Origin of the sequence: Mesorhizobium sp. M1B.F.Ca.ET.045.04.1.1, assembly GCF_003952465.1 — a bacterium.
Lineage (GTDB): Bacteria > Pseudomonadota > Alphaproteobacteria > Rhizobiales > Rhizobiaceae > Mesorhizobium > Mesorhizobium shonense.
Genome location: NZ_CP034448.1, coordinates 5,252,563 through 5,268,713 on the forward strand (window position 1 = coordinate 5,252,563; position 16,151 = coordinate 5,268,713).

Annotated in this window: 15 protein-coding genes; 2 read left to right on the plus strand and 13 right to left on the minus strand. The window is 63.3% G+C overall.

Features of this window, described 5'->3' with window-relative positions; genetic code table 11:
* Positions 1-19 precede the first annotated feature (19 nt).
* The gene (gltX, locus tag EJ071_RS25975) at positions 20-1,444 is read left to right on the plus strand and encodes a glutamate--tRNA ligase (protein WP_126100403.1); all 1,425 of its coding nucleotides are present in this window, start codon (positions 20-22) and stop codon (positions 1,442-1,444) included.
* Between the two features lie 182 nt (positions 1,445-1,626).
* Positions 1,627-2,955: a citrate synthase gene (gltA, locus tag EJ071_RS25980; protein ID WP_126100404.1), complete on the plus strand. Its 1,329-nt coding sequence runs from the start codon at positions 1,627-1,629 to the stop codon at positions 2,953-2,955.
* A gap of 86 nt (positions 2,956-3,041) precedes the next feature.
* On the opposite strand, the gene lpxB is transcribed toward gltA, so the two are convergent.
* The 13 genes from lpxB to EJ071_RS26045 all read right to left on the minus strand — a co-directional run bounded on the left by lpxB (position 3,042) and on the right by EJ071_RS26045 (position 16,129).
* Positions 3,042-4,223, minus strand: coding sequence for a lipid-A-disaccharide synthase (gene lpxB / locus EJ071_RS25985; RefSeq protein WP_126100405.1), 1,182 nt, complete (start codon positions 4,221-4,223; stop codon positions 3,042-3,044).
* Complete coding sequence (locus EJ071_RS25990) at positions 4,213-5,115, minus strand: LpxI family protein (RefSeq protein WP_126100406.1); 903 nt, start codon at positions 5,113-5,115, stop codon at positions 4,213-4,215. Before EJ071_RS25990 ends, lpxB begins: the two co-directional genes overlap by 11 nt.
* On the minus strand, positions 5,102-5,938 hold the full coding sequence (gene lpxA / locus EJ071_RS25995; RefSeq protein WP_126100407.1) for an acyl-ACP--UDP-N-acetylglucosamine O-acyltransferase: 837 nt from the start codon (positions 5,936-5,938) through the stop codon (positions 5,102-5,104). Before lpxA ends, EJ071_RS25990 begins: the two co-directional genes overlap by 14 nt.
* Before the next feature lie 14 nt (positions 5,939-5,952).
* On the minus strand, positions 5,953-6,411 hold the full coding sequence (fabZ, locus tag EJ071_RS26000) for a 3-hydroxyacyl-ACP dehydratase FabZ (protein WP_126100408.1): 459 nt from the start codon (positions 6,409-6,411) through the stop codon (positions 5,953-5,955).
* A complete protein-coding gene (gene lpxD / locus EJ071_RS26005) occupies positions 6,404-7,459 on the minus strand; it encodes a UDP-3-O-(3-hydroxymyristoyl)glucosamine N-acyltransferase (RefSeq protein ID WP_126100409.1) in 1,056 nt (351 codons plus the stop codon). Before lpxD ends, fabZ begins: the two co-directional genes overlap by 8 nt.
* A 78-nt stretch (positions 7,460-7,537) precedes the next feature.
* Positions 7,538-9,910, minus strand: a complete 2,373-nt coding sequence (gene bamA, locus EJ071_RS26010) for an outer membrane protein assembly factor BamA (RefSeq protein ID WP_126100410.1) — start codon at positions 9,908-9,910, stop codon at positions 7,538-7,540.
* A 218-nt stretch (positions 9,911-10,128) separates the two neighbouring features.
* Positions 10,129-11,271 carry an RIP metalloprotease RseP gene (gene rseP, locus EJ071_RS26015; protein WP_126100411.1) on the minus strand — a complete coding sequence of 381 codons (1,143 nt, stop codon included), beginning with the start codon at positions 11,269-11,271 and terminating at the stop codon, positions 10,129-10,131.
* A gap of 103 nt (positions 11,272-11,374) precedes the next feature.
* Positions 11,375-12,190 (minus strand): phosphatidate cytidylyltransferase, encoded by an 816-nt coding sequence (locus EJ071_RS26020; RefSeq protein WP_126100412.1) that lies wholly within the window; start codon positions 12,188-12,190, stop codon positions 11,375-11,377.
* Between the two features lie 12 nt (positions 12,191-12,202).
* Positions 12,203-12,922, minus strand: coding sequence for an isoprenyl transferase (locus EJ071_RS26025; RefSeq protein ID WP_126100413.1), 720 nt, complete (start codon positions 12,920-12,922; stop codon positions 12,203-12,205).
* A gap of 31 nt (positions 12,923-12,953) precedes the next feature.
* On the minus strand, positions 12,954-13,508 hold the full coding sequence (gene frr / locus EJ071_RS26030; protein ID WP_126100414.1) for a ribosome recycling factor: 555 nt from the start codon (positions 13,506-13,508) through the stop codon (positions 12,954-12,956).
* An 89-nt stretch (positions 13,509-13,597) separates the two neighbouring features.
* Positions 13,598-14,320, minus strand: coding sequence for a UMP kinase (gene pyrH, locus EJ071_RS26035; protein ID WP_126100415.1), 723 nt, complete (start codon positions 14,318-14,320; stop codon positions 13,598-13,600).
* Between the two features lie 149 nt (positions 14,321-14,469).
* Entirely contained in the window at positions 14,470-15,579 is a 1,110-nt protein-coding gene (locus tag EJ071_RS26040; protein WP_126100416.1) for an aldo/keto reductase, read from the minus strand.
* Positions 15,580-15,601: 22 nt separating this feature from the next.
* On the minus strand, positions 15,602-16,129 hold the full coding sequence (locus tag EJ071_RS26045) for a nuclear transport factor 2 family protein (protein WP_126100417.1): 528 nt from the start codon (positions 16,127-16,129) through the stop codon (positions 15,602-15,604).
* Between the last annotated feature and the right edge of the window lie 22 nt (positions 16,130-16,151).

Below are 16,151 nucleotides of genomic sequence, written 5' to 3' on the forward strand. Positions count from 1 at the left end.
GTGCCATTCTGAGAGTTCCATGTCCGATAAGGTCGTCACCCGTTTTGCCCCCTCGCCCACCGGCTACCTGCACATCGGCGGGGCGCGCACGGCGCTGTTCAACTGGCTCTACGCCAAGCACACCGGCGGCACGATGCTGCTGCGCATCGAAGACACTGATCGCGAGCGCTCCACCGAGGCTGCGACGGCCGCCATCCTGGATGGACTGACCTGGCTCGGCCTCTCTTGGGACGGCGAAGCAGTGTCGCAGTTCGCGCGCGCGCCGCGCCACCGCGAGGTGGCCGAGGGGCTCGTGCGTCTCGGCAAGGCCTACTACAGCTACGAGACGCCGGCAGAGCTCGAGGCGATGCGCGAGGCGGCGCGAGCCAAGGGCCTGCCGCCGCGCTACAACGGCCAGTGGCGCGACCGCGACCCGTCAGAGGCGCCTCCCGGCGTCAAGGGCGCCATCCGCATCAAGGCGCCGACTGAGGGCGAGACGATCGTGCACGACCGCGTGCAGGGCGAGGTGCGCTTCCCGAACAAGGATCTCGACGATTTCATCATCCTGCGCTCGGACGGCAACCCGACTTACATGCACGCGGTCGTCGTCGACGACCACGACATGGGCGTCACCCACATCATCCGTGGCGACGACCATCTGACCAACGCGGCGCGCCAGACCGTGATCTACAACGCCATGGGCTGGGCTGTGCCGTCGATGTCGCACATCCCGCTGATCCACGGCGCCGACGGCGCCAAGCTGTCGAAGCGCCACGGCGCGCTCGGCGTCGAGGCCTACCGCGCCATGGGCTATCTGCCCGAGGCGCTGCTCAACTATCTGGCGAGGCTCGGCTGGAGCCATGGCGACGACGAGGTGATGTCGATCAAGAACATGATCTCCTGGTTCGACATCGGCGACGTCAACAAGGGTGCCGCGCGCTTCGACTTCGCCAAGCTCGAGGCGCTGAACGGCGTGCACATGCGCCAGATGGACGACAAGGCTCTCTTCGACATCTTCGTCGCCACCTTGCCCTATCTCGAAGGCGGACCGGCGCTCGCGGCAAAGCTCGACGACAGGCGCAAGGCACAGCTGCTGGCCGCCATGCCCGGCCTCAAGGAGCGGGCAAAGACGCTGGTCGAGCTCGTTGACGGAGCCGCCTTCCTGTTCGCTGAGCGGCCCCTGCAGCTCGATGAGAAGGCCGCGGGATTGCTTGGCGCTGACGCGCGCGCCATCCTTCGTGGCGCCCATGCAGCGCTCGCGGCGGTCCCCGCCGACTGGAGCGCGGCAACCGCGGAAGCCGCTATTCGGGCCTTTGCGCAGGCCGGCGGCCACAAGCTTGGCGCCGTGGCTCAACCGTTGAGAGCCGCGCTCACCGGCCGGAGCACCTCGCCCGGCGTGTTCGACGTGCTCGCCGTGTTGGGGCGCGCGGAGAGCCTGGCGCGGATCGGAGATCAAATCGATTAGGAGCGAACTGGCCCAAGAAGATTGGCATTGAAAGGTGTGTTTCGCAGTGCAACATTAGGCCTTGGCCCAATCTGGCACGCACCCCCTAAAATGCGGTGGTAAGTTCGCGCATTCCGGTGATTTCGACGTGTCGTTTGCAGGAATTGCCTTGCCGGCATGAGGAAACATAAAGGAGTTTGAGAATGAGCGAAGCTGCGACAAAACTGGAACCGGGCGGCAAGGCGCATGAGTCGACCGCCAAGCTCGAACTCGCCGGCAAGACCCATGAATTCAAGGTGCGAAGCGGCTCGACCGGGCCCGACGTCATCGACATCGGCGCGCTCTACAGCACCACCGGCGCCTTCACCTACGATCCGGGCTTCACGTCGACGGCGAGCTGCGAGTCGGCGATCACCTTCATCGACGGCGATGCCGGCATCCTCCTGCATCGCGGCTATCCGATCGACCAGCTTGCCGAACATGGCGACTTCCTCGAGGTCTGCTACCTGCTGCTCTATGGCGAACTGCCGACCAAGGCGCAGAAGGACGACTTCGATTACCGCGTGACGCGCCACACCATGGTGCATGAGCAGATGTCGCGTTTCTTCACCGGCTTCCGCCGGGACGCGCATCCGATGGCCGTCATGTGCGGCGTGGTCGGCGCGCTGTCGGCCTTCTACCATGACTCGACCGACATCTCGGACCCCTACCAGCGCATGGTCGCCTCGATGCGCCTGATCGCCAAGATGCCGACGATCGCCGCGATGGCCTACAAATACCATATCGGCCAGCCCTTCATTTATCCGAAGAACGAGCTGAATTTCGCCGCCAACTTCCTGCATATGTGCTTTGCGGTGCCCTGCGAGGAGTACAAGATCAATCCGGTGCTGGCGCGCGCCATGGAGCGCATCTTCATCCTGCATGCCGACCACGAGCAGAACGCCTCGACCTCTACCGTGCGGCTTGCCGGCTCGTCGGGCGCCAACCCGTTCGCTTGCATCGCCGCCGGCATCGCCTGTCTGTGGGGCCCCGCGCATGGCGGCGCCAATGAGGCGGCCCTCAACATGCTGGGCGAGATCGGTCATGTCGATAACATCCCGGAATTCATCGCCCGCGCCAAGGACAAGAACGATCCGTTCCGGCTGATGGGCTTCGGCCACCGCGTCTATAAGAACTATGATCCGCGCGCCAAGATCATGCAGAAGACCGCGCATGAGGTGCTGGGCGAGCTCGGCATCAAGGACGATCCGCTGCTCGACATCGCGATGGAGCTGGAAAAGATCGCACTCACCGATTCCTATTTCATCGAGAAGAAGCTCTATCCGAACGTCGATTTCTATTCGGGCATCACGCTGAAGGCGCTGGGCTTCCCCACCACCATGTTCACCGTGCTGTTCGCGGTCGCCCGCACCGTCGGCTGGATCGCGCAGTGGAAGGAAATGATCGAGGATCCCCACCAGAAGATCGGCCGCCCGCGCCAGCTCTACACCGGCGCCACGGAACGCGACTACGTGCCGATTGCGAAAAGGTGAACTTGAGCGAATAGCGAAATAGCGAGTAGCGAATAGGGAAAAGCAGCAAAGCGCTGAGCAGCACCCAGGCCCCTACTCGCTATTCGCTACTCCCTATTCGCTCTCTTGATGCATCCAAGAACCACCCCTGCAGCGATTTCGCCCGACGGCCTTTCCGTTGCCATGCGTCTTACGATCTCGGCGAAGCCTGCCTTCTGCCAGACGCGCATGCCGGTATCGGCAAACAGGCCTTCCAACTGGCGGGCCAGGTTCTCCGGCCGGACATACTGGTTGTAGAATTCAGGAACCAGCGTACGGTCCGAGATCAGGTTGGGCAGCAGTGCCGACCATGTGGTCACCAGATAGCGTGAAATGACGCGCGCGATCGGATCAAGCTTGTAGCTGGACACCATCGGAACGCCCGAAAGCGCAAGCTCGAGCGAAACCGTTCCGGACGCGATCAAAGCCGCATCGGCCTTGCCGAAAGCCTGCCATTTGCGCTCCGCATCGGTGATGATCTCGGGCTTTTCGTCCCAACCCGCGACGGAGGTCCTGACCAGGTCGGCGACATGCGGCACGGTCGGCAGCAGCAGGCGCAACCGGTGGCCGCGCTGGCGCAAGACCGACATCGTCTCGCCGAACGGCTCGATCAGCCGGCGCACCTCGCCGCGGCGCGAGCCCGGCAGCACCAGCAGCGTCTTGACGCGATCCCCCGACAGGTCGCGCGGCAAGCTTTGCGCCTTGGCGGCGCCAAGCACGCCGGGTTCCTGCGTCAACCGGTGGCCGACATAAGTGCCGGGCGGTCCGCCAAGCCGGGCAAGCGCCTTCACCTCGAAAGGCAGGATGCAGAGAATGTGATCGACATAGGGCTTCATCGCCACCGCCCTGCCCGGCCGCCATGCCCATACACTCGGACACACATAGTGGACGATCGGAATGGCGGGCGCGGCAGCGCGGACCTTTTTAGCGACGCGCAACGAAAAATCGGGGCTGTCGATGGTGATCAGGCAATCCGGTCGCTCCGCCTCGATTGCGGCGGCTGTCTGGCTGATCCGCCGCATCAGCCGCGGCAGGTCGCGCAGGACCGCGCTGAAGCCAATCAGCGCGATCTCGCTGCCGTCGAAGAGCGGTCTCAGCCCCAATTCCTGCAAATGCCGGCCGCCAATGCCGATCAGTTGGATCTTGCGGCCGGTGATTTTCTCCAGCGCGCGCACGATGTCGGCGCCGAGCAGGTCGCCGGATTCCTCGCCGGCGACGATGGCGATCTTAAACGGCTTCTCATCGGCCATCAGCCGGCTCCGTTACTGGGAGACCGACGATGAACAGGCCAAGCGCATTGGCCCGCGTCAGTGTCGCCGGGCCTTCGAGAATGAGCGAGCGGCCTGATTCGACGGCTATGCCGGCAAGCCCCGCGGCATGTGCCGCCTCTACCGTCTGCGGGCCTATCGAAGGCAGGTCGGCGCGCAATTCCTGACCAGGCTTGGCGCATTTGACGAGAACGCCGCGCGTCTTTCCGGCGAGTCTGCCGTGATGCCGCAGCTCTTTCGTCCGCTCCAGCAGGCCGGCAGTGCCTTCGATGCCTTCCAGCGCAATGGCCCGGCCGCCGATCGCAATCGCCGCCTGCCCGATATCAAGCGCGCCGATGGCCTTGGCCGCAGCGCGACCCGCCTCGATATCGCGCCAGTCGGACTTGCTTGGCTCGGTTGCCGTGAGCGTGCCTCTACCGGCGGTCAGTTCGGGGACGGCCTCGTGCGCGCCGACCACCTTGATGCCGCGCTTTTCCAAGCCCCGTGTCAGAACCTTCAGAAGTCCGTCATCGCCGCGCGCCAGTGCGACGATCACCGACGGTACGATCGCAAGCAATCCGAGGCTGGGGCGCATGTTGCTCAGCCTTGGCCTGCGCTTGATCTCCCCGGCGAGAACCAGATGGGTGACGCCGTGGCGTTTCAGCGTCGACACCAAGGAACCGATCTGTTCGAGCGCCATGGTGACGTGCTCGTATCGGCTAAGCTGCTGCTCACGGTCAGCCTCACCTTCCATCAATAGAATGAAGGGCGGATAGCCGTGCGCGGCGAGACCGTCGGCGACCTCGACCGGCAGGTTGCCGCCGCCGGCAATGATGCCGACCCTGGAGCCCGGCGCGAGTGCAAGCGCTGATCCGGCGGGCTCAGCCCTCGTCATCGCCGTTATCATCGTCGCCGCCACCCTTGAGTGACGGGACGGCATAGTGCCGCTTGCCGCGGCTGGTGATGAAGTCGATGATCTTCATGGCCGTCGGCGAGGAGGCGAATTCGGCCTTGGCGATTTCGACATTCTCGCCGACGGTGCGGGAGCGGTCGAAGATCATCCTGTAAGCCTTGCGCAGCAAATAGATTTCAGCGCGCGGCAGGCCGGAGCGCTTCAAGCCTATGATGTTGAGGCCACGCAGGCTGGCGCGATTGCCGACGGCGATCGCATAGGGGATGACGTCGCCGACAAAGGCCGAGCACCCACCGAGAAAGGCGTTGTCCCCGACACGCACGAATTGATGAACGGCGCTGAGGCCACCGATATAGACGTTGTCGCCGATCTCGCAATGTCCGCCGAGCGTCGCTCCATTGGCGAAGGTGGCGTTTTTGCCGACGACGCAATCGTGAGCGATGTGGGCGTAGGCGAGGAAATTGCCGTTGTCGCCCACTGTCGTCTCGCCGCGGCTGGAATCCGTGCCGACATGCATGGTGACGCCTTCGCGGATGGTGCAGTTCTCGCCGATGATCAGCGTGGTGCGCCCGCCCTTGTGCTTTGTGTTCTGCGGCGGGCCACCCAGGATCGCCATCGGATAGACCTTGGTCGCGGCGCCGATAGTGGTCGCGCCCATCACCGAGACATGGCTGAACAGTTCGACACGGTCGCCGATCACCGCGTCGGCGCTCACATGGCAGAACGGCCCGATGCGGACGCCTTCGCCGAGTTGGGCGCCTTCTTCGACGATCGAGGAAGGATGAATTGATGTCTCGACTTTCATGAGCATTTCGAACCTCAGCCGGCAACCATGGCCGAGATCTCGGCCTCCGCCGCCTTCGCGCCGTCCACCATCGCCTCGCAGGCGAATTTGAGCAGGTTGCCGCGCATCTTGATTTTCTTGACGTGGATCCTGAGTTGGTCGCCTGGACCGACCGGCTTGCGGAATTTTGCGTTGTCTATGGTCAGGAAATAAACCAGAGACGGCTTTTCCGTGTTGAGGCTGCGGATGCAGATAGCACCGGCCGTCTGGGCCATGGCCTCGATGATCAGCACGCCCGGCATCACCGGCTGTTCCGGAAAATGACCCTGAAAATGCGGCTCGTTGATGGTCACGTTCTTGATGCCGACGGCCGAATCGTTGCCGTCGATATCGACGATGCGGTCGATCATCAGGAACGGATAGCGGTGCGGCAGGAGCTTCATGAGCCCCATTATGTCGACCGCTTCGAGTGTCGTCGCTACCATGTCAGCCATTTCCGTCGCCCTGCTTGCGCGTCCTGGCCAGTCTGCGCAGCATCGCGATCTCGCGCATGGCTTCCGCCATCGGCTGCGCCGGATAGCCTCCCCAGACCTCGCCCGCCGGCACGTTGCTCATGAATCCGCTTCTCGCAGCAAGCTTGGCTCCCGGACCGATGGTCAAATGGTCGGCGAGGCCGACACCGCCACCCATGGTGACGTTGTCGCCGACGACGACGGACCCGGAAATACCCGAAAGCCCGGCTATAATGCAATTGCGACCGATGCGAACATTGTGGGCGATCTGCACCAGATTGTCGATCTTGGTGCCTTGGCCGATGACTGTGTCGGACATCGCGCCGCGATCGACGGTCGAGTTGGAGCCGATCTCGACATCGTCCTGGACGATGACGCGGCCGATCTGCGGCACGCGCTCGGGCCCCTTGGCGCCGGCCACGAAGCCGAACCCGTCCTGGCCGATCCTTGCGCCGCCATGGATGATGACGCGATTGCCGATCAGCGCATATTGGATGCTGGCGCCCGGACCGACATAGCCGTCGCGGCCTATCTTGCAGGAGCGGCCGATGACGGCGTGGGGCGCAATGACCGTGCCGGCGCCAATCGAGGCGTCGGGACCGATCACGGCGCCCGCCTCCACGATCGCGCCGGCTTCGACATGCGCGGACGGATCGATATGCGCCTGCGGTGAAACACCGGTTTCCCCGGTCATCGGCCCTGGAGTGGCAGCTTGCGGAAAGAGCAGCCGCCCGACCATGGCGAAGGCCTGCTGCGGGCGCGGATGCACCAGCACCGCGATCCCTTGCGGGGCTCTGTTGGCAAAGTCGGCGGGACACAGGACCGCGGCCGCCTTGAGCGACTGCATCAAAGCAAAATTGCGCTTGCCGTCGACGAAGACAAGCGCACCATCGCCGCCCTCATTGGCCGGCGCCAGCGCTTCGATGGCAATATCGGCTTGCGAGGAATCGACGAGGTTGGCGCCGGTCAGATTCGCGACCTCGCCAGCCGTATACCGGCGTGAAGGCGCGAAGAACACCGGATCGGTCATTCCACAAATAGTATCCAGCTCGGTCGGATCAGTCTATTCCGGGCCGGCAGGCAGCCCGGAAACATCGTAACCCGCGGATTAGAAACGGGTCGCAATGCCGAAGTTGAATTCCTCTACGTCGTCGCCCGGCTGCTTCTCGACCGGGATCGCATAGTCGATGCGGATCGGACCGAACGGCGAAGCCCACATCAGGCCGACACCGACCGAAGCACGCAGATGCATGTCAGCCGATCCGGCCTGGATCAAAGTCGGATCGAGCTTGTTGCCATAGAGTGTTGCTGCGTCGGCGAACACCGCGCCACGCAATCCGAAGCTTTCCGGAATGACCGGCATCGGGAACTGGGCTTCCGCCGAGGCATTGAAATAGGTCGTGCCGCCGAGATGGTCACCACTGGTTCCAGCAGCCACAGGACCAATGCCGCCATAGGCGAAACCGCGGATCATGCGGTCATTGCTCTGGAAGTGGTCGAAAATGCGCAGATCGCCATTGCCGTAGCTCGCGATATAGCCGGCGCCACCCGACACCAGGCCGACTAGGTCCAGCTGCTCGGACAAGGTCTGATAGACACTCGCGCGCCCGGTCAGCTTCACCCACTTGGCGTCGCCACCGAGACCAGCGACCTCGGTCGTGCCGGTGATGTAAAGACCCTCATGCGGGTTCTTCATGTCATCGATGGTGTTGTAGACCAGCCCGAGGCTGACCGACGATTTCAGCCAAGGGCTTTGTTCGATGCCGTCTAGGATTGCCTGGGAGACATTGCAGTCTGCGTCGGGAATACCATCGCCATTGTCATCGCAGCCGTCCGCCAACTTATACTTTTCCTGGGCGATATTATACGCCAACTGCGTCGAGATACTGTCGGTGATCGGCAGGCCGAAGCGGATGGTCGCGCCGGTGACGTCAGTGTCGTAGTGTCTGTACTCGCGGGTCGACTTGTAGATATCGAAGCCCGCCGCGATGCGCCGGCCGAGGAAATACGGCTCCGTGAAGGAAATCGCATAGTCGCGCGAGTGCCTGCCGCCGCCGGCCGATAGCTTGATATACTGGCCGCGGCCGAGGAAATTGCGCTCGGTGATCGAGCCTTCGACGGACGGACCGGGCGTGTCGCCGCCGGTCGAATAGCCGGCGCCGACCGAGAACTCACCGGTCGACTTCTCGACCACGTCAACGACCAGAACGACCTGGTCGGGAGCTGACCCGGGAACAGTCGAGATGTCGACTTTTTCAAAGTAATCCAGCGCTTCCAGCCGCTTCTTCGCGCGCTGGATGAGAACCTGGTTGAAGGCGTCGCCTTCGCTGACGTCGAATTCGCGACGGATGACATAGTCGCGCGTGCGGTCGTTGCCGCGGATTTCGATGCGCTCGACATAGGCTTTGGTGCCCTGGTCGATGGTGTAGACGACAGAGATCGTGTGATTCTCGAAATTGCGGTCGCCACGCGGCGTCACCTGGGCAAAAGCATAGCCCGAACCGGCGACCTTCTCCGTCAGAGCGACGATCGAATCCTCGACGTCCTTGGCGTTGTAGACATCGCCCTTGTGGGTCTCGACCACCGATTCCAGCGACTTGGAGTCGACTTCGGGAATGCTGCTCTCGACGCTGATGTCGCCGAAGGTGTAGCGCTCGCCTTCCTGAACGGTGATCGTGACCGTGTATTTGTTCGTGGTGTCGTCGAGCTCGCCGACAGCGGAAACGACCTGGAAGTCGGCATAGCCGTGATTGTAATAGAAGCGGCGCAGCAACTCCTGGTCGGCGCGCAGCTTGTCCTCGTCATAGACGTCGTCGCGCAGCACGAACGAAAGCCAGGACGAACGCTTGGTGTTGATCACGTCCGACAGGCGGCGGCTGGAATAGGCGCTGTTGCCGACGAAGTTGATGGCCGCGATCTGGGTACGGCCGCCTTCGTTGATGTTGAAGACCACGTTCACGCGATTGTCGCCGAGATCCATGATCTGGGTGGTCACGGCGGCGTCGTCGCGGCCGATGCGCCGATAGGCAGCCTTGACCGCCTCGACGTCGGCATCGAGCGCCTGCTGCGAGAAGGTCGCGCGCGGCTTCAGCTGAATGGCCGCCTGGAGCGCGTTGTCCTTGAGCTTCTTGTTGCCCTGGAACAGGACCTGATTGACGACCTTGTACTCGGAAACCTTGACGACCAGCGTCGAGCCGACCTGATTGATCTGGACGTCCGAGAACAGCCCGGTGCCGAACAGAGCCTTCACGGCGCTGTCGATGTCGGCGCTCGAAAACGCCTTGCCCGGCTTGATCGAGATGTAATTGCGGATGGTTTCGGCATCGACACGCTGGTTGCCGCTGACCTCTACCCTGCTGACGACTGCTGCTTCGGCTACCGATATGGCAACGAACTGCACTGCGAGCGCGCCTGGCAAAACCAGCGCGGCGGACAAAGCCGCCGCGGACGCGGCGCTCAGAAACTTGGATGCTGCCTTCATCGGGCTTTTGTACCTTTTTCTCGTAGTCCCCACGGCGAGAAAACCGGACGTGCGGTATTTTCCCTTACCGTATTAACCGGATTTTCCCTACACGCAAGGCTCCCGGTTAATTTGTATTTACTTAACCCTGATGCGTGGCTTTCGCGTCACGCATATCCCCACGCATGGTAAACGGCGTCTCAATACGGTCAGGGCCGAAGCCAAATTTCTTCATGATTTCAGCACCCAAACAGATCATTCCAAAAAACGAAGCCCATGAACCCGAGCACCAGAAGGAGACCGGCCCGGTAGGCCATCTCCATCATCCGCTCCGACACGGGCCGCCTTATGACGGCCTCCACGCCGTAGAACAAGAGGTGGCCGCCGTCGAGAGGGGGAATCGGCAGAAGATTGAGAATCCCTATCCCGACTGACAGGAATGCAACAAGCTGCACCAGCCACTCGAAGCCGAGTTTGGCAGCCTGTCCCGACATTTTTGCGATCTTGATAGGTCCGCCCAGCTGGCACTTGTCCTCGCGCCCGACGACAAACCGCTTCAGGAACTGGCCGGTGCGCTCGATGACGTGCCCGGTTTCCTCGACGGCCGCCGCCAGCGCGCCCGCGGGCGTATAGGAGATCAGCCGCGGCTGCCCGAGCTCGGCATTGTTGGCGACGCCGATGACCGCGACTTTGACCTTGTTGCCCAGCGCATCCTGCTGTTCCATCGGCTCTGGCGTGGCCGTGACGGTGATTTCCTTGCCGTCGCGCAGCATGGTGAAAGTGATGGCGTCGCCGGCGCGGCCCGAGACCAGGCGTTGAACGTCGGCGAAAGTCTCCACCTTGTTGCCGTCAACCCTCACGAATCGGTCGCCGGGCTGGATGCCTGCCCGCGCTGCGGGACTGCCGGCAGTGACTTCGGCCACCGTCGGCTCCATGACCGGACGGCCGTAGAGCGAAAACAGCACCGCGAACACAGCGATCGTCAGCAGGAAATTGAACAGCGGCCCGGCAACGACGGTCGCCGCGCGTTTCCAGATCGGCTGGGTGTGGAAGGCGACCTCGCGCTCGGCCTCGGTCAGCGATTCGAGGTCTTCGGCGCTCGGCTGGCTCGACGTCGCGTTCATGTCGCCGACGAATTTGACATAGCCGCCAAGCGGGATGGCGCAAAGCTTCCAGCGCGTGCCGTGGCGGTCGTTGAAGCCAAAGAGTTCCGGTCCGAAGCCGATCGAAAACGCCTTCACGCCGATGCCGCACCAGCGGCCGATGAGATAGTGGCCCATCTCGTGGACGAACACCACGACGGTAAGGACGAACAGGAACGGCACCAGGGTGCCAAGGACAAAGCCTTGAGTGCTGAAGAGCGCGTGAAGAATGTCGTTCAAGTCATGCCCTCAAATTCGCCCAGCGCGACAGTCCGCCGCGACTGTGGCATCAATCCGGGCGAATCCGTGGCGCGCGTCGTTTTTCGCCCAGCGGCGACGCCCTTCAGTTCGGAAACAGCCCCATTGCCGGATGGTCGGCGCCCGCCGCAATCCAACCGATGACGTACAGGGCGAAAGCCGCCGCGACAAGCCCATCGACTCTATCCATGACGCCGCCATGGCCGGGAATCAGATTGCTCGAATCCTTGCAGCCATGCCGGCGCTTGACCCAGGACTCGAATAGATCGCCGATCTGCGAGACGATCGAGAGCGCCAAGGCGACGAATCCAAGCTGCACGAGGTTGCCGGCCCCGCTGACGATTGCCAGCAGCAATCCGGCAACCACGCCGCCGACGGCGCCGCCCAGCGCGCCGCTCTGCGTCTTGCCGGGCGAGATCGACGGCGCGAGCTTCGGGCCGCCGACCGCGCGGCCGACGAAATAAGCCGCTATGTCGGTCGCCCAGACCACCGCGAACAGGAAAAGAATGGCGATCAGCCCTGAGTGGTTGTCATCGCGCATGTATGCGAGCGAAAGGCCGGACAGAGCCGCATAGGCCAGCCCACAGGCTTCCCACTGCGCCCCACCCTGAATGCGCGCGGCGATGACAGCGACTGCCACAAGGATCGCGACAAGGATCAGCAGCCATAAGGCCGGCAGGCCGGCAATCAGCGCGCCGATGAAGACCAGAATCAGCGCTTCCGCCAGGAAACCGAGCGCCGCGCCGTTCCCGGGGCGCGACATCCGCGTCCATTCGTAAAAGATCAGCGCCGCGATCGCCGCGCAGAACAGGCGGAACGGCAGCCCGCCCAGCCAGGTGAGCGCGAGCGTGACGCCCGCCATCACGATGGCCGAGATGACGCGCTGCTGGAGATTGCTCATTTTTGGCGGCGCCTAGGAGGCGACGTCGCGGGCGGCGAGCCCGCCGAAACGTCGCTCGCGGCCGGCAAAGTCCCGCAGGGCGTCGGCAAGATGCTCCCGGCTGAAGTCCGGCCAGTAGCAAGGCAGGAAGACGAGTTCGCTATAGGCGGCCTGCCACAAGAGAAAGTTCGACAGCCGGAGCTCGCCGCTGGTGCGGATTACCAGGTCGGGATCTGGAATGTCTTCGGTGTCGAGCGAACCGGCAAAGCTCTCCATCGTGATGGCATCGCTTGTCATTTCGCCGCGCGCCACGGCATCGGCGAGCTTGCGCGCGGTGCGAACGATCTCGTCGCGGCCGCCATAATTGAAGGCGATGACCAACGTCAGCGCTTCGTTGCCGGCGGTCAGCGATTCGGCCTCCTGCAGCAGGCCCCTAATGTCGGGTTGCAGCCCCTCCCTGTCGCCGATCACCCTCACCCGCACGCCGTTCTGGTGCAGTTCGGCGAGATCTCGGCGGATGAAGAGCTTCAAGAGACCCATCAGGTCGCTGACTTCGGATTTCGGCCGCGACCAGTTTTCCGAGGAGAAGGCATAGACCGTCAGATAGGAGATGCCGAGTTCGGGCGCGGCGCGCACCGTCTTGCGCAAGGCCTCGACGCCGGCGCGATGGCCGGCAAGCCTCGGCATGCCGCGCGCCTTGGCCCAGCGTCCATTTCCATCCATGATGATCGCGACATGCGCGGGCGTTGCCATAGTCTCGCTTTCGAGCCGGTAGAAGCCGACCCTAAACCTGCATGATTTCAGCTTCCTTATCGGAAAGCAGGTGATCGATGGTGCTGATCATCTCGTCGGTCAGCTTCTGAACCTGGTCGGAGCGCTTGCGATGATCGTCTTCGCTGAGCGTGCCGTCCTTTTCGGCCTTCTTGAGGAAATCCATGCCGTCGCGGCGAACGTGGCGCACCGCGACGCGAGCGTTCTCGGCATAGCCGTGCGAGATCTTGACCAATTCCTTGCGGCGCTGCTCGTTGAGCTCGGGCAGCGGAATCCTCAGATTGGTGCCGTCGACGATTGGATTGAAGCCGAGATTGGCTTCGCGGATAGCGCGGTCGACGGCGCTGACCATCGACTTGTCCCAGACCGAGACCGAAATCATGCGCGGCTCCGGCACCGTCACATTGGCCACCTGGTTGATCGGCATCGTCGTGCCGTAGGCCTGGACCTGGATAGCGTCGAGCAGGTTGCTGGAAGCGCGGCCGGTGCGCAGCGAAGCGAGATCGTGCTTGAAGGCCGAGATCGCCCCGTCCATGCGCCGCTTGAGGTCGTCATACTCGCCACTCATGATCATCTCCTCGACCCGTTCGCCGGGTTCACTGTTTGTGTTCAGGTTCCCGTCCGGAACCAACGCTCGTTTAGCCGGTTCTGATCCGATCAATTGTCGGCGACGATCGTGCAACGGCCGCCGCCCCTCAGAATTTCGCCGAAACCACCCTTTTCGTGGATCGAATAGACGATTATCGGAATGTTGTTTTCGCGCGCAAGAGCAATCGCGGCCGTATCCATGATCGTAAGCCCGCGTTTGATGACTTCGGCATGACTTATGCGGTCGAAGCGCACCGCGTCCGGATCCTTCTTGGGGTCTGCCGAATAGACGCCGTCGACCTGCGTGCCCTTGAACAGGGCGTCGGCGCCGATCTCGGCGGCGCGCAGCGCCGCGGCCGAATCGGTGGTGAAGAACGGATTGCCGGTGCCGCCGGCGAAGATCACCACCTTGCCCTGGTTCATATAGGCGGTCGCCTGGCGCTGCGAGAAGCTCTCGCAGAGCTCGGGCATGGCGATGGCCGAAAGCACCACGGCGTCGACGCCGATCTTGTTCAGCGAGGTGCGCAGCGCCAGCGAGTTGATGACGGTGGCGAGCATTCCCATGTGGTCGCCGGTGACGCGGTCGCCGCCCTTGGAGGCGACGGCCACGCCGCGGAAAATGTTGCCGCCGCCGATGACGACGCCGACTTCGATGCCAAGCGCGCGCGCCTCGGCAATGTCAGCGGCGATGCGGTCGACGACCGAAACGTCGATGCCGAAATGCTGTTCTCCCATCAACGCTTCGCCCGAAGCTTTCAGCAAGACACGTCGATAGAGGGGCTTCACCGTCATCTGGTTCCTCGAAAATCTCGGCGCGGCAAATCTGGGGACGAAAACTGCCCCGCTTCGCCTGGCGGCGCTGGCATGATGGATCGACCCGATACACGAAGGGCGCGGCGATGTCACGCCGCGCCCTTGCGCAAAATCCCAGGCTTTTTCGATCAGTTGCTGCTGATGCTGACCGCCTCGCCTTCGACCAGGACCGGCAGCGAATAGCCCGAAGGCTTGTCGCCGGTCGCGGTGCCGCCTGTGACCCTGACCTGAATCTGCGAGCCGAAATACGGGTGAGGAAATGGCGCCGGAACGCTGCTGACCGCTTCCAGCCGCTGGCGAAGTGCGGCGGGAATTTCGAAATCCAGCGCCGCGAGATTGTCCTGCAGTTGCGCGAGCTTCGTCGCCCCGAGGATGACGGTTGCAACGCCGGGCTGCGTCGCAACCCAGTTAAGCGCCACCTCAGCCATGCTGCGGCCGAGTTCGGCGGCAACCTTCTCGAGCTCCGCCACGATCGCCCAGTTGCGGTCGCTGAATTTCTGGAAGCCCGGATGCGTGGTGTTGCGGAAACCGTCGAGCCGGCCGGCGTTCCCGGCCTGCGTCGGGCGGTATTTGCCGCTCAGCAACCCGCTGGCCAGCGGGCTCCAGACCATGATGCCGGCGCCGTGTCGTGTGGCCAAAGGCACGAATTCATGCTCGATCGTGCGCTCAGTCAGCGAATATTCGAGCTGCAGGGCCGAGATCGGCTCATAGCCGCGCAGTTCGGCGATCGCCTGCGCCCGGCCGGCATACCAGGCCGGCACGTCGGAGAGGCCGACATGGCGCACCTTGCCTGCGCGCACCAGGTCGTCCAGCGTGCGCAGCACCTCCTCGGCCGGCGTCAGCCGGTCCCACACATGCATGAGATAGAGGTCGACATAGTCGGTTCCGAGCCGCCTCAACGAAGCGTCGATGGCGCGCATGATGTTCTTGCGGCCATTGCCGCCGGCATTCGGATTGCCCGGTTCAGAATTGAAGGTGAATTTGGTGGCGATCACCGCCTTGTCGCGCAAACCGCGCTCGGCGACGAATTCGCCGAGCCAGGTCTCGGCAGTGCCGCCGGTGTATAGGTCGGCGGTGTCGAAGAAATTGCCGCCAGCCTCGACATAGGCATCGAACATGGCGCGGGCGGTATCCCTGTCAGCGCCCCAGCCCCATTCGGTGCCGAAGGTCATGGTGCCCAACGCCAGCCGGCTGACGCGCAGACCGCTGTTGCCGAGCGTGTAATAGGTCATGCTCATGATGTTCTCCGATCCTGTTTGCTTACTGGCCGGGGGTCGCCTTGACCCAGGGATTGCCGCGCTCATGCGTCATGCGGAAGGTGAAGCCGTCGACCTTCCAGCCGGCGCCGGAGCGGGTCAGGTGGTGCTCATAGGTGCCCCACACTTCCCAGAGCGGGTCGCCATTACCCTCCATCCGGTTCCAGGCATAGCCGTTGGAGCGAACGGTCGCCGCATCGGCCTCGATGACGACCTGATGGTTGGTGCGCAGATGCAGGCTCGTCTTGCCGCCCTTGAGGTTGGCCGCCCATACGCCGATCAGATCGTCGGAGGCGATGGTGGCGGCAGGCTGGCCGGAAAGACTGCTGAAATCGGCGGTGACGCGGTCCGCGAAATAGCTGCGCGCAAGCTTCCAGTCCTGCGCATCGACGGCGCGGTCGATCGCATCCGCGATACGAATGACGGCGCGCTCATCGGCAAGCGCCTGCCAGCCCGTGGGTTCGGCTCCGCCGGCGTCGATCGGCGCCAGCGCCAATCCTGCCGCGAAGGTCATGTGTCTCAACGCATTCATGTCTTTTCTCCTCGAGGATCAG

Coding starts and splice junctions, on each gene's coding strand:
- lpxA (WP_126100407.1), bottom strand. CDS start 5,938: ATGAAAGTCGAGACATCAATTCATCCTTCCTCGATCGTCGAAGAAGGC.
- EJ071_RS26020 (WP_126100412.1), bottom strand. CDS start 12,190: ATGAGCAATCTCCAGCAGCGCGTCATCTCGGCCATCGTGATGGCGGGC.
- EJ071_RS26040 (WP_126100416.1), bottom strand. CDS start 15,579: ATGAGCATGACCTATTACACGCTCGGCAACAGCGGTCTGCGCGTCAGC.
- EJ071_RS26025 (WP_126100413.1), bottom strand. CDS start 12,922: ATGGCAACGCCCGCGCATGTCGCGATCATCATGGATGGAAATGGACGC.
- EJ071_RS26045 (WP_126100417.1), bottom strand. CDS start 16,129: ATGAATGCGTTGAGACACATGACCTTCGCGGCAGGATTGGCGCTGGCG.
- fabZ (WP_126100408.1), bottom strand. CDS start 6,411: ATGGCTGACATGGTAGCGACGACACTCGAAGCGGTCGACATAATGGGG.
- gltA (WP_126100404.1), top strand. CDS start 1,627: ATGAGCGAAGCTGCGACAAAACTGGAACCGGGCGGCAAGGCGCATGAG.
- frr (WP_126100414.1), bottom strand. CDS start 13,508: ATGAGTGGCGAGTATGACGACCTCAAGCGGCGCATGGACGGGGCGATC.
- pyrH (WP_126100415.1), bottom strand. CDS start 14,320: ATGACGGTGAAGCCCCTCTATCGACGTGTCTTGCTGAAAGCTTCGGGC.
- lpxD (WP_126100409.1), bottom strand. CDS start 7,459: ATGACCGATCCGGTGTTCTTCGCGCCTTCACGCCGGTATACGGCTGGC.
- gltX (WP_126100403.1), top strand. CDS start 20: ATGTCCGATAAGGTCGTCACCCGTTTTGCCCCCTCGCCCACCGGCTAC.
- lpxB (WP_126100405.1), bottom strand. CDS start 4,223: ATGGCCGATGAGAAGCCGTTTAAGATCGCCATCGTCGCCGGCGAGGAA.
- EJ071_RS25990 (WP_126100406.1), bottom strand. CDS start 5,115: ATGACGAGGGCTGAGCCCGCCGGATCAGCGCTTGCACTCGCGCCGGGC.
- bamA (WP_126100410.1), bottom strand. CDS start 9,910: ATGAAGGCAGCATCCAAGTTTCTGAGCGCCGCGTCCGCGGCGGCTTTG.